This is a genomic window from Chitinophaga sp. CF418 (genome assembly GCF_900142925.1).
Lineage (GTDB): Bacteria > Bacteroidota > Bacteroidia > Chitinophagales > Chitinophagaceae > Chitinophaga.
Genome location: NZ_FRCN01000001.1, coordinates 908,667 through 921,373, shown reverse-complemented (window position 1 = coordinate 921,373; position 12,707 = coordinate 908,667). Strand labels below are relative to the sequence as shown.

The 12,707-nt window shown below is 49.4% G+C and carries 10 protein-coding genes; 1 reads left to right on the top strand and 9 read right to left on the bottom strand.

Annotation, left to right across the window (positions count from 1 at the left end):
• Positions 1-29: 29 nt before the first annotated feature.
• The 8 genes from F3I09_RS03795 to F3I09_RS03760 form a co-directional block, all read right to left on the bottom strand.
• Positions 30-3,176, bottom strand: coding sequence for an efflux RND transporter permease subunit (locus F3I09_RS03795; RefSeq protein WP_149693699.1), 3,147 nt, complete (start codon positions 3,174-3,176; stop codon positions 30-32).
• A gap of 31 nt (positions 3,177-3,207) precedes the next feature.
• The gene (locus tag F3I09_RS03790; protein ID WP_149693698.1) at positions 3,208-3,513 is read right to left on the bottom strand and encodes a DUF190 domain-containing protein; all 306 of its coding nucleotides are present in this window, start codon (positions 3,511-3,513) and stop codon (positions 3,208-3,210) included.
• Positions 3,514-3,556: 43 nt separating this feature from the next.
• The gene (locus F3I09_RS03785; protein ID WP_149693697.1) at positions 3,557-4,567 is read right to left on the bottom strand and encodes an efflux RND transporter periplasmic adaptor subunit; all 1,011 of its coding nucleotides are present in this window, start codon (positions 4,565-4,567) and stop codon (positions 3,557-3,559) included.
• 2 nt (positions 4,568-4,569) lie between these two features.
• On the bottom strand, positions 4,570-5,826 hold the full coding sequence (locus F3I09_RS03780; RefSeq protein ID WP_149693696.1) for a TolC family protein: 1,257 nt from the start codon (positions 5,824-5,826) through the stop codon (positions 4,570-4,572).
• A 212-nt stretch (positions 5,827-6,038) separates the two neighbouring features.
• A complete protein-coding gene (gene xseB / locus F3I09_RS03775; RefSeq protein ID WP_149693695.1) occupies positions 6,039-6,245 on the bottom strand; it encodes an exodeoxyribonuclease VII small subunit in 207 nt (68 codons plus the stop codon).
• Positions 6,223-7,662 (bottom strand): exodeoxyribonuclease VII large subunit, encoded by a 1,440-nt coding sequence (gene xseA, locus F3I09_RS03770; protein ID WP_149693694.1) that lies wholly within the window; start codon positions 7,660-7,662, stop codon positions 6,223-6,225. Before xseA ends, xseB begins: the two co-directional genes overlap by 23 nt.
• A 34-nt stretch (positions 7,663-7,696) precedes the next feature.
• Positions 7,697-9,040, bottom strand: coding sequence for an NAD(P)/FAD-dependent oxidoreductase (locus F3I09_RS03765; protein ID WP_149693693.1), 1,344 nt, complete (start codon positions 9,038-9,040; stop codon positions 7,697-7,699).
• 65 nt (positions 9,041-9,105) lie between these two features.
• Positions 9,106-10,947 (bottom strand): ABC transporter ATP-binding protein, encoded by a 1,842-nt coding sequence (locus F3I09_RS03760; RefSeq protein WP_149693692.1) that lies wholly within the window; start codon positions 10,945-10,947, stop codon positions 9,106-9,108.
• A 109-nt stretch (positions 10,948-11,056) separates the two neighbouring features.
• Here F3I09_RS03760 and F3I09_RS03755 point away from each other — a divergent pair, with 109 nt between their 5' ends.
• On the top strand, positions 11,057-11,251 hold the full coding sequence (locus tag F3I09_RS03755; protein WP_149693691.1) for a hypothetical protein: 195 nt from the start codon (positions 11,057-11,059) through the stop codon (positions 11,249-11,251).
• Positions 11,252-11,763: 512 nt separating this feature from the next.
• On the opposite strand, the gene F3I09_RS03750 is transcribed toward F3I09_RS03755, so the two are convergent.
• The gene (locus F3I09_RS03750) at positions 11,764-12,699 is read right to left on the bottom strand and encodes an AraC family transcriptional regulator (protein ID WP_149693690.1); all 936 of its coding nucleotides are present in this window, start codon (positions 12,697-12,699) and stop codon (positions 11,764-11,766) included.
• Positions 12,700-12,707 lie beyond the last annotated feature (8 nt).

Genomic DNA, 12,707 nt, shown 5'->3' with positions numbered 1-12,707 from the left:
CCTTTTTAATCACCCTGTCGTTATAGATCCTATTCTAAGTCTTCGTCTTTTACTACCTGTTTAACAGCCCTGTTCCTTTCTATCCACCAATACAGGGGAGGTATCAATAAAGGGGCGAAGAGCAGCGTACTGGTCAATCCGCCTATGATAACTGTCGCTAAGGGACGTTGCACATCAGAACCGATACCGGAAGATGTAGCTGCCGGTATCAGACCGGCTATTGCAACGATGAGGATGGACAACAGGGCGCTGAGCTGCTCCCTGGAGCCTGTTAAAACACTTTGTTGTAAGGTCTGGCCGGGCCTTGTGCGTAAACGGTTGAAGGCAGATACAAGCAGCACCCCCGCCATTACCGAGATCCCGAAGATGCTCACAAAACCTACACCTGCGGATACGTTGAAATGGTACCCGCGGATGAACAGGGCCACTATACCTCCTGCCAGCGCAAAGAAGATACAGCTGACGGTCACAAATGTCTGCGGCATATTGCGGAACAGGATGAACAGCACCAGGAACACCATGATAATGGTGAGCGGGATGGTCATTGACAGCTGTTTGCCTGCCCGCTGCAGGTTTTCATACTGCCCGCCGTATATGATGCTGTAACCTTTTGGAACGTGTAACTGCCTGTTGATCTTTTGACTGATCTCACTCACAAAACCTCCCTGGTCACGTCCGCGGATGTTGGTACGGACAGTCACCATACGTTTGCTGTTATACCTGTAAATATTCGTCTGACCCTGTACGTAGGAGATATCTGCCAGCTGGCTCATAGGAATGAGCGCACCCGTGGCGGAAGGTACCTGCAGGTTCTTTACAGACTCAATAGTGCTGCGTTCTCCCGGCAGGTAACGGATGACAAGGTCATAACGTTTGGTGCCGTCATACAGGGTAGAGATAGCCTTACCGCCTATGGCCGCTTCTATCATACTCTGGATATCAGCTACATTGATACCGAAACGGGCCGCATTCTCACGATTGATGTTGATGGCGATCTGCTCTGACGGACCTTCCTGTTCGATATTAACAGATTCTGAGCCCCTCGTCTGTTTTACAAGATTGGCGATAGTATCTGCCTTGGCCCGCATCATGGTGAGGTCGTCTCCTACAATGGAAATAGCCAGGTCTGCTGCACTACCGGTTACGATCTCCATCACCTGGTCAATAATAGGCTGACCGGAAGAGAACTTCACTGCCGGCATGGCTTTTTCCAGGTCGTGCCGTATGTTGGTCACCAGTTCCTTTTTAGAGATGGTATCACTCCACAGTTTATAGTCTTTTAGCCCTACCAGTATCTCGTTACGGTTGGATGGGAATGGGTCAGTACCATCGTCGTTACGGCCTGCCTGTGTGATCACAAATGAGATTTGTGGGTATTTGGCAATTACCTCCCTGATCTTCGGAGAATACCTTGCATTTTCCTGGATGGTAATACCTGCCGGGAAGTTGCCCCTGAGGAATATAGAACCCTCGTCCAGTTCTGGCAGGAATTCAGAACCCAGGCTGCCGCCCAGCAGTACCAGCAGTACCACGATGGAGAACCCGCCTATAACGGCAGTTTTAGGCCTTTTCATGACACGCGCCAGTACGCGGGAGTATTGTTTTGACAGGAAGTCAAGCACAACATTCCTGTGCTCCTTCATCGGTTTGTCAGTATTGCTGAATGCCTTCTTAAAGGCAAAAGAGATCAGTACCGGTATGAGCGTAAGCGCTGCCAGCATGGAGCCGATTACGGCGAATGCCAGTGTCAGTGCCATAGGAGAGAACAGTTTTCCTTCCACACGCGTCATGAGCAGGATAGGCATATACGCCAGGATAATGATGGTCACGGAGAAGAAGATCTCACGGCCTACTTCCTGTGAGGAACGCAGTGTGAGCGCGATGATCCCTTTCTTTTTCTCTTCCGGCGATGCCGTTCTGTAGGTGCGTATAAGGTGTTCTGCCATCACGCAGGCGCCGTCTACAATGATACCGAAGTCAATGGCCCCGAGCGACAACAGGTTGGCCGGTATGCCGGTGAGGCGCATCAGTATAAATGCAAACAGGAGCGAGAAGGGAATGGTCAGCGCTACCACCAGTGCACTACGCAGGCTACCCAGGAAGAAGATCAGGATGATCACAACGATAGAGACGCCTTCCAATAAGGTATGGCCGACCGTTTCCAGTGAATGATCTATCAGGAAGCTGCGATCATAGAGTGTATGCAGGTGTACGCCCTTAGGTAGTTCATTCTGCTCCAGGTCCTGGACACGGTCTTTCAGCAGTTTTAACACCTCACTGGGATTCTCATATCTGCGGAGCAGCACAATACCTTCCACTCCATTACTGACGTTCGTTTTAGTGGCATTGATGGTATAACCCATTACACCGCTGGGTGGTGGTGGCGCTACTTCTACCGTAGCTACATCTCCCAGGTAAACAGGCATACCATTGGCCGCTTTCAGCACGATGTTACGAATGTCCTGTTCTGTTTTCACTGCTCCTAACCCGCGTACGGCAAAGCCCTGCTCACCGCGGTTAATGATATTACCGCCTGTATTCTGATTGTTCTTTTGTACTGCGTCAATAACATCCTGTAAAGTAAGGTCATACTTGCGCAGCTTGTCGGGCGCTGTAAGTATGTGAAACTGTTTGAGTGGGCCGCCGAAGGTGGTGATATCCGCAATGCCTGGTACCTGTAGCAGGGCCGGCTTAATGACCCAGTCCTGGAGGTCGCGGATCTCCGTAGGCGTATAGGTAGGCGGTGCTTCTACCACATAACGGAGGATCTCTCCTACGGCCGTGGTAAGTGGCGCCAGTTCTGGTGATACGCCATCCGGGAGCTCTGCACCGGCCAGCCGTTCATTGACCTGCTGCCGGGCGAAATAGTCGTCCGTACCATCGGTAAAAGTAAGCTGTACCACGCTCAGACCGAAGATGGTACGGCTTCTGCGGTCCAGTACATTAGGCGTATTCTGCAGTGCTCTTTCTATCGGAATAGTAACCTGCTGCTCTACCTCTTCTGCCGCGCGGCCGGGATATTGCGCTACAATGATCACATTGGTATCGGCAATATCCGGGTATGCTTCTATTTTCAGCTGGGTGAAACACCAGTAGCCAATGCCCATGAGGCCAAGGCCCATCAGGATGATCACCCATCTGTTTTTAAGAGAGAATATTAAAAGATTGCGAATCATTACAAGTGAATTTCAATCAAGTCCTGAAATGTTATACCTCAAACCTTTCTACCTTGCTGGTGACGATGAAACCACTGCTTACCTGTTTGCGCAAAGCAGCCAGTGTATTCAGTACTTTTTCATCCTCATCGATGAAGATGATCAGCATAGGTGGTTCGTCAAAACTGAAAAGACTATCGGGCCTTTTCAACTGGTGATGTTCTCCAAAACCGATCACACCACGAAAAGCAGTAGCGCCGGCAATGTTCTGTTTTAGTAAGAACTGTACGATAAATTCATACAGCGGCTTTGAACCGAATACTTCGTCTTTATCTATAAATATCTGTGCCTGTAACATGGGGCAATATTGTTAGTATGAATGATTGGTTGAACAGTTGTGGTTAATATCCGAAGCTCAGTCCTTTCAGTTGCATCACGCCTTTTACTACTACATTCTCTCCGTTCTTCAAACCGCTGTACACAGCAATACGGTCGCCGATCTGCTGACCTGTGCGTATCTCTCTTCTCGTGAAAGTGTTGGGTGCTGTTCTGACGAAAACATAATTCTGTCCGTCGGCAGTAACCAGCGCATCTCTGCTGATGTTGATGCCATTGCTGTCGCCATGTACCTGGAATGTGACGCCGGCAAACATACCTGCGCGGATATCATTGTCAGGTGTGTTCAGCCGTATACGCAGTTTGATCATGCGTGTAACGTCGTCTATCACATCAGCAATATCTTCCACCTTACCATTGTAGGTATTGTCGGGGAATGAAGACAGCACGATGGTACAGGGAGAACCTTTTTTTACATTGTTCAGCTGATTTTCGGGTATATCACAGATGATATAAGCAGTGCCGGGAGTGGCGCCGTGCAGGGCTTCCGGGTTGAAACCTGCGGCCTTCAGTCCTGATTCATGTTCTATCAGCTGTGTCTTTTCGTTGGCCAGATTGGTCTGTTCGATAGACAGTTCCGACTTTGCTTCCAGGATATCTTTTCCGCTGGCAGCACCATGATCGAAGAGGTCCTGCGTGCGGTCCAGTTCTACTTTCTTTTGTTTGATGTTCACATCCTGGATATGATTGATGTTGATCTGATGCTGGATGAGTTGTGAATAATCGCTGGTCAGCTGGGGATCATCGAACAGTACGATGTTTTGTCCGCCTACATCTGAGCGTAGTACTGTTGCTGCTACTTTACCAGGTGCATGCAGTATGCCGCTGAGTGTAGAATCGCCCACAGGCTCCACCGCAAAGAAACTGGAGGATGCCGTATCTGGAAAAGAGATCTGTTGCCCGTTGCCGGTAATAACGGGAGATGGATCTCCGGTAGCAACTGGCTCCTGTGTTTTATGCCTGCATCCTGCCAGGAGGAGGGAGGCGGCTAAGAAATATCCGGTAATGCGTTGCATAATTACAATTGGTTTATAAGGCCGGTAGCGAATAATAATTGTATATAACTCTGATAGTATGCCTGCAGTGAATCGTAATACAGCAGGCGGGTATCATACCAGTTACGTTGTGCATCGAGGAAGTCGATGATGGTAGTACCGCCACGCAGATAGGCATACTTTACGTTGTCGAGGATCTGTTGCGACTGATGCAGTATACCGCTGTATTTCTCCATGTTCTTTTTCTGGAGCTGATAGGTATTGTATGCCGTCACTACCTCTGTCTGTATCTGTCTTTGTGTAGCAGTTAGTTCCTGTTGCGCCTGTTGCTGAAGTATATGCGCCTTTTTGATCTCACCCTGGTTCCTGTTAAAGAAAGGCAGGTCTATAGTACCATAGAAGCCGATATAAGGCACCGAGTTCTGTGGGTTGTATATAAACCCTATTTCAGGTTGCGGTACCGCTAATGACTGTTGATACTTTGCGTTGCTGTTACGTTCATCAATAGTGCTTTTAGCGAGTACTACATCAGAACGGTTCTCCATGGTTTGTGTAATCAGGCTGTCCAGTGTCTCCGAAGGACTGATGGTGAGGATCTCGCCGGAAGTATCGATGTCCATGGAAGAGGTGTTGCCTGTCAGCAGTTGCAGGGTTTGCAGTTCATTCTGATAGTCCTGGTAAAATTTACTCAGCTGCAGGTTGTACTGGTCGAGCAACACTTTAGTACGGATCAGATCTGTCTGTGTGATGACCTGGTTTTTGTAGCGCAGTTCGTTGATCTGCACCAGTGTGTCCAGATTCTTTTTGCTGTCGTTGAGCAGGGCCAGTCTTTTCTTCAATACCCAGCAATTGATCCAGCTGTTGCCTACATCGAGGGAGAGGTTGCGTACATCTTCCTGGTAGGTGTTGCTGGCCACCGCGACGTCCTTATCGGCAGTCTCGATCTTGTATTTGCGCTGATTAGGCCATTGGATCGGCTTTGTGACCTGGTACCACACCTGTCTGTTCTGATTGGAAGACCACCTGGTATTCGGCGCGAAATGGTCTGAACGCACCAGTTGCAGGGTCTGATTATTCAGTGTAGGATTGGGGCGCAGTTTTGCGGTGGTCACATCGGCCTGGGCAGCGCCTATGTTCATGTACCTGGCTTTCAGCACAGGGCTGTTGTTTCTGGCGGTATCCAGGGCCGCCGGCAATGTGTAGTTGGTTTGGGCAGTAGCAAGGTTCCTGATACAGGATATTGCCATCATTGCTACAGCCAGGACGATCGCTCGTTTCATGAGATACTGTTTGTCCGCTAATGAATTCAGGACAAAGGTCAAGAATGGCAGCGGCTGATAAAACGTCTGGCATTGATTTTAACCCGTTTTTAATCAAAATATTAAAACCTTTAAGGCGGCTTAAAATGGGGCGAATGGGGTGTAATAAAGGAGGGGAAGGAGATTGGCTGCGGCGGTGTAGTGATATGATACACTGCCGCAGCTTAAAAAGCTTAAAGCGGTTTGTCTTCCATTTGCTGGATAATGTTCTCTACTTCCGCCTCTGTTGCCCTTAAACGGGCCTGACAGAAGGATATTAATTCAGAAGCGCGTTTCACCCTTGCGGCCAGCACATCGACAGAAACAGACTCTGTTTCTATCTCCCTGGCTATCTGTTGCAGTTCCTTATAGGCTGCTTCATATGTTAGATTCGTGTCCATCATTTGTTGTTTTTGAAGTGACTGTGGCGTTTACACCTGCATCTGCCATCTGAACGGTGATCTCGTCTCCCGGTGATAGCTGTGCTGCACTGGTAATGATCATTCCTTTGTGTTGCACCATAGCAAAGCCTTTCTGTAGTAAAGACGCAGGGCTCATGATCCGGACGACCGTTTCATGATGCAACAGTTTCTGCTGCTGTTGTTGTAACAACTTACGGGCATATACCTGTATATCCTTGCGGATATGGGATAGTTCATGTAAGCGGCTGGCGGTAACCTGTCCGGGTTTTGCCAGCAATTGTCCTGACAGCTGGTTCATAGCCGAGCGATGTTTCAGTAACAGGTGCCGGGCGTTTTGCGGGATGCCTTGCCGCTTGCGGGCCAGTCCCTCTTTATAGTCCGCCAGCAGGTCCCGCGATCTGTTGATAATACCCGTATGCAGGGAGGATAGTTGCTGTTGTTTATCTTTCAGCATTTGTTGCATACGGATGATGATATACTGTTGCTGTGTGAGCAGGGCTTCTTCGAAGCTGCGGTTATGTGCAATGATCAGTTCTGCGGCGCGTGTTGGTGTTTTGGTAGCCGTATGTGCCAGCATGTCCGTGATGGTCTCATTCTTATGATGCCCGATACCGGTAATGACCGGCACTGGGAATCCGGCTACGGCTTTCCCCAGCGGGAACTGGTCGAATAACAACAGGTCTGTTTGTGCGCCGCCACCACGGATGATCACCACTGTATCAAATTGTTTTCCGGAGTCTATGATTGCTTCCAGCTGCATACATACCTGTGCCGCATTGGCTTCTCCCTGTACAGCGGTGAAGTAATTTTCTATGTGGAAGATATAACCGTATGCGTTGGATTGCAGGGTGTGCATGAAGTCCTGGTAACCAGCAGACGATGCGGAAGAGACGACCGCAATGCGTTGTATAACGGAATTGAGCGTAAGCGCTTTATTGCGCGTCATATATCCTTCCGGTGTTTTCCGCACAATGTCGCTACACTCGGTCAGGAGGCGTTGTAAGGTAGCCTGTTTTTGCTGTTCCAGTAATCCGATAGTGAAGCTGGTATCAATATCCAGCAGGGAAAGTTTTAATCCGTATACGGGATGATATTCCACTGCCACCCTGATCAGCACATGCATATCGTTGCTGAAGCGCTGGCCGGTTACGCTCTCAAATTCTTTGATGCGATTGCTGCCATTACCCCAGGCACTGGCAGAGATCTTTGCGGTAAGCTGGTGGCTGCGGGCATCTTTTTCAACGAGGTCGAAGTAGTGGTATCCTTTAGCGGGGTAGAAGGAGTGGCTGGTGATATCTGCCACCACCCAATAGCTCTGACCCGAAAAAGTATTCCTGATAGTGCCTTGTATGCTGGCCGCCAGCTGCGATAATGTTATGTAGTTTCTTGTATCCAAAGCAGGCACAAAGGTACATAAAAAGGGGCGGCCACTAACTACCTACCTGGTTTTCGGCGAAGACGGCTTTACTCTTTTCATCGCCCTTACGGATATAAGGCCGGATGATAAGGCGGTTACCTTTATCGAAGGTGAACAGGTTCCAGATCCAGTTGGTCATCACCAGCAGTTTGTTGCGGAAACTCACCAGGAAGTTCACGTGTACGAACAACCAGATGTACCATGCCAGGCGTCCACCCAGGTGAATATTGCCGGGAAGATCAGCCACTGCTTTCCCTCTCCCTACGGTAGCCAGTGAGCCTTTATCGAAATATTTAAAGGGTTTGACAGTTTCATTCCTGTGCAGTGCAAATAGGTTTTTCGCAACATATTTTCCCATTTGGATGGCAGGTTGCGCTACTCCGGGATGCCCTCTGGGATAGTCTTCCAGCTTCATCAAAGCGATGTCGCCAATGGCGAAGATGTTAGTGCTGCCGATGGCGCGGCAAAAAGGGTCCGTAAGGATACGGCCCCGTTCCGTCCATTCTTTGGGTATGCCTGCCAATGCTTCTCCCATTACTCCGGCGCTCCATACTACGAAGAAAGATTTGAGCTGTTCTCCGCTTTTCAGTGTGATAGTTTCGCCATCATAGTCCTGCACCATCGCGTTCAGTTTAATGATAACGCCCATCTTTTCCAGGTAGCGCTGGGCGCGGGCGCTCGACCTGGGATGCATTGGCGGCAGCACCCGGTCCAGGCCTTCCAGCAGGTAGATCTTCATCTTGCTGAAATCGAGGATGGGGTAATCTTTGGGCAGTACGTGCTTCCGGAGTTCTGAAAATGCACCTGCCATTTCAACACCGGTAGGACCGGCGCCTACCAGTACTATATTGAGCATATGTTCTTTCAGCTCGGGATTGGCGTTAAGGCTGGCCCATTCAAAGATCTGCATCAGGTGGCTGCGCATATTCAGCGCATCCGGGATAGTCTTTAGCGGTAGTGCAAAACGTTGCATGTTCTCATTACCGAAATAGTTTGTTCTGGCGCCACTGGATATGATCAGGTAATCATATTGCAATGGTCCGGCAGAGGTATTGATGGTATTGGTGGGTGGATCGACTGATAGCACCCGTAACATCCTGAAATGAAAATCCTTCGTATTATGGAACAGGTTGCGCAATGGTCCGGCGATGGCGTCGGGTTGCAAAGCCGCGGAGGCTACCTGGTAAAGCAGTGGCTGGAAGGTGTGGTAGTTGTGTTTGTCGAAGAGTACTACCTGAAACTTATCGTCAGGAAGGCTCTTCGCAGCGTTCAATCCGCCAAAGCCGGCGCCCACGATCACTACACGGGGTTTGGTAGTGGGAGGTATATTCAGGGTGATCTGCCTCATTTGTTCCATAACACAATGATTTATATGTACAACAGGGCGGCCCAAAAACCATGCCCCGGCAGTGTGCGCCAGCTTTATTCCACTTCGGGAACAGGCTTGATATCGGGCTGGGGAGTAGTGCCGGATATGGAGGTCCCGATCTGGGTAATGTCTTCAGATGCAGAAGGAGACGTGCTGCGGCGTTCGCCTATCTGCTGACGCCACATTGCGTAATACAGCCCCTTTTGGTCCAGCAGTTCCAGGTGTGTCCCTGTTTCCACGATCCTGCCTTTTTCAAGCACATAAATGGTGTCGGCGTGCATGATGGTAGACAACCTGTGTGCGATGAGTATATTCAGCTGTTCCCTTCTGGCGGAAATATTGCGGACGGTATCTGTGATGGCTTCCTCTGTCAGTGAGTCCAGTGCAGATGTGGCCTCGTCAAAGATCAGCAACCGCGGATCTCGTATGAGTGCCCGGGCAATGGAGACACGCTGTTTTTCTCCTCCGGAAAGCTTCAATCCACCCTCTCCCAGCTTAGTGTCCAGACCTTGAGGAGAACGGACCAGCAACTGGGTACAGGATGCTTTATGGAGGGCGGCCAGCATCTCTTCATCAGTGGCATCCGGTTTTACGAACAGGAGGTTGTCTTTGAAGGTGCCGGCAAAGAGCTGGGTGTCCTGCGATACGAACCCTATTTGCCGGCGCATCTGATTATACCGGATATCACCTGATGGAATATCGTTGAAAAGGATCTCGCCGGAAACGGGCTGATACAATCCCAGCAGCAGTTTCACCAGTGTGGATTTGCCCGAGCCGGAAGGCCCTACAAAAGCAATGGTGTCTCCTTTTGCAGCGTTGAAGCTGATGCCATCCAATGCATTTATTGTGGCTGTCTGATGCCGGAATACAATATCTGAGAAGCGGATGGTTTCCAGTGGCCCCAGTTCTATGGGATTATCGGGGCGCTCTTCCACAGGTTTGTGCATCAGCTGGTCAAACAGCAGCAGGGAACTTTCAGCTTCCCTGTAAGCCAGGATGATGCTGCCCAGCTCCTGTAATGGGCCGAAAATGGCCGTTGCAATGAACTGCATAGCGATCAGTTCCCCCGGACTAAGCACTTTACGGAAGATGAGCCAGAGCAGGATAAAGAGTATAGATTGCCGCAAAAGATTCAGGGTAGTGCCCTGCACGAATGACAGCATCCTGACCTGTTTTACCTTTTTCATCTCCAGTTCATAGATGTTCCTGGTAAAGGTGCGCAAGCGCCGGATTTCGGGGAAAGTAAGCCCCAGGCTTTTTACCAGTTCGATATTGCGGAGCGATTCCGTAATGGACCCCGACATTTTCAGTGTTTCCTTATTGATGGCCCGCTGTATCTTCTTTATTTTCCTGCTTAGCAGTCCGGTAAGCGTTCCCAGCACCAGCACGCCTATAAAGAAGATAGGCACAAGCGCCCAGTGTTTGGTGATGGCATACCATATCAGGAACCCTATCCCGACAAGGGAGGAAAAGAGGATGTTGATGAATGCATTGAAGAAACGTTCGGTATCATTGCGGACTTTCTGCAACAACGCTACTGTTTCCCCGCTACGTTGCTCTTCAAATTCCTGAAATGAAAGGCGGAGGGTCTGTTTCAGTCCGTCGTTGAACACCTGCATGCCGAAGCGCTGTATAATGAGCCGCATCACAAAGTCCTGGAGGGATTTAGCCAGCCGGGCCACCATTGCCACCGAGATGGCCAGCACTAACCAGAACATTACGCCTCTCAGCAGTTCATTTTCTGTTCTGTTTCCGGGATGCAGTGCGTATTTGTCTATGATCTTCCCGAAGATCATGGGGTCCGCCATCATCGCCACCTGACCTATGCCGGCCAGTAAAAGGGACAGGGCAATCATCCAGCGGTGGGGCTGCATATAATTCCAGAAGATCTTCATGCCGGGGTGAGCACAAAAATTACACCATCGGGGGGCGAAACGTCTATTTGGCAGGTAGGAGGAATACCGGCAAGGCATGCAATTTGTATCACCTATGGTAAAACTTGCTATGGAAAAGCGGATTATTGGCATTATACTGACATTCCTGGGTATTGCCGGTCTGATACTGGGGGCTTTGAATTTTATGAACACCAGTGGAGCTACCCGGAGTGTTAAGGCAATTATCATTTATTCCATATTGGGAGCTATCTTCTTTTTTGCAGGGATCGGGTTGATCAGGAGCACAAAGGATAAGCCTTCATGAAGAAGCGTTGATCCTCGTTTGTCACCAGGGAAAGGCTCCTTCCTGATGGTATGTACACAAAATTGACATGAGCACTTGTTCTCTGCGTCTTCTCTGCTAGTTCTACCCTAATTCTCTGCTAGTTCTCTCCCGGCTTTTGAGTTAAAATAACATCAGGATTGAATTGCGCTGGTATTTTTTTATACCGGATTGACCTTGGTATTAATTCGACACTAATCCGTCGCTTCTTCGTTGCTTGTTCGAATGCTGTTCGAATGGTGCTTTTGGGTTAAAATAATATCAGGGTGTTTGGTCGTCGGCAACCGGTTCCCCGGGGTTGCCACCCCGGGCTACAAACACACGGCACCTGGCGGAGCCGATTGTCGGGGATTTTTCGTGCGTTTGCCATGCCTTTGCCATGCCTTTACCCTGCCTTTGATATGACGTTAGGTTGGACCTATGGTAAATCCGGCATAGTCTGAATTGCTTCCCTCAGAGAGGGGGCCTGCAACCGGTAATATGGAAAAAGCCCCTTAGTTTTTAAGGCTGCCTGGTAGAATATTGTACTTTCTTTTAAAGGCAGCTGCAAAATGTTGTGGGTGTTGATAACCGACTAACTCAGAAACTTCTCCAACTGTTTTCTTTTCATCGAGCAGCAGCTGTCTGGCTTTTTCCATTCGTATATGACTGAGGAGTCCGAAAACGGTATAACCGAACAATGCTTTAAATCCCTGCTTCAGTTTCTTCTGATTGATGCCCACCTGGCTGGCCAGGGAGAAGATGGAACAATCGTCCATGAAGTGCTGTTCCAGGTAATGCCTGGCTGCGTGCAGGCGTTCTATGTCGGCAGGCCGGAGGTTGGCGGTATGGGGCGTATGCTGATCAAAGCCATTTGCTTGTAACAGGAACAGTTCTATGAGTTTAGCTTCCAGGAACAAGCGTTTCATTTGTCCGGTATAAGCGTTATTGCTCATTTCAGTAATGATCATATGCATCTGGGGAGTGATGGCCATACTATGTCCTGGCCACAAGTGACTGCGGGGTGTTTGCAATTGGTCGGAGAACTGTTGCAGAAAGGGACAATCTGTAGTGACCAATGATTCAAATACGGAACGGGGTAACTCTACCTCAAAGAAGGTGTTTTCCTGACCGGGGTAAAGGATGTATTCTCCCACCAGGTCATGCTGATAAAAAAGACTTTGCTCATTGCTGTGCATAACGTATCGTTCACCCTCGTACGACACGCCCGATCTGCCACGCAGTTTGAAATGCATCTCCACTCTTTCTCCCTGCAGCTGCATTGGCATATGATATTCTTTGTCAGCCATATATGAATACCACAGCATGCGGGCATTATCCATGCAGATCTCTCTGAATTGGATCTCCGGGCCGGAGGTTTGCTCACGGGTATAGTGACGTTTCGTTTCTTTTATCTGATGAGGAGGATATTGCGACGGTATGATGTTCATAAGAAATG

Excerpts from the sequence above, each read along its gene's own strand:
- F3I09_RS03760 (WP_149693692.1), bottom strand. The coding sequence starts at position 10,947 with ATGAAGATCTTCTGGAATTATATGCAGCCCCACCGCTGGATGATTGCC.
- F3I09_RS03785 (WP_149693697.1), bottom strand. The coding sequence starts at position 4,567 with ATGCAACGCATTACCGGATATTTCTTAGCCGCCTCCCTCCTCCTGGCA.
- F3I09_RS03765 (WP_149693693.1), bottom strand. The coding sequence starts at position 9,040 with ATGGAACAAATGAGGCAGATCACCCTGAATATACCTCCCACTACCAAA.
- F3I09_RS03790 (WP_149693698.1), bottom strand. The coding sequence starts at position 3,513 with ATGTTACAGGCACAGATATTTATAGATAAAGACGAAGTATTCGGTTCA.
- F3I09_RS03795 (WP_149693699.1), bottom strand. The coding sequence starts at position 3,176 with ATGATTCGCAATCTTTTAATATTCTCTCTTAAAAACAGATGGGTGATC.
- xseB (WP_149693695.1), bottom strand. The coding sequence starts at position 6,245 with ATGGACACGAATCTAACATATGAAGCAGCCTATAAGGAACTGCAACAG.
- F3I09_RS03755 (WP_149693691.1), top strand. The coding sequence starts at position 11,057 with ATGGAAAAGCGGATTATTGGCATTATACTGACATTCCTGGGTATTGCC.
- F3I09_RS03780 (WP_149693696.1), bottom strand. The coding sequence starts at position 5,826 with ATGAAACGAGCGATCGTCCTGGCTGTAGCAATGATGGCAATATCCTGT.
- F3I09_RS03750 (WP_149693690.1), bottom strand. The coding sequence starts at position 12,699 with ATGAACATCATACCGTCGCAATATCCTCCTCATCAGATAAAAGAAACG.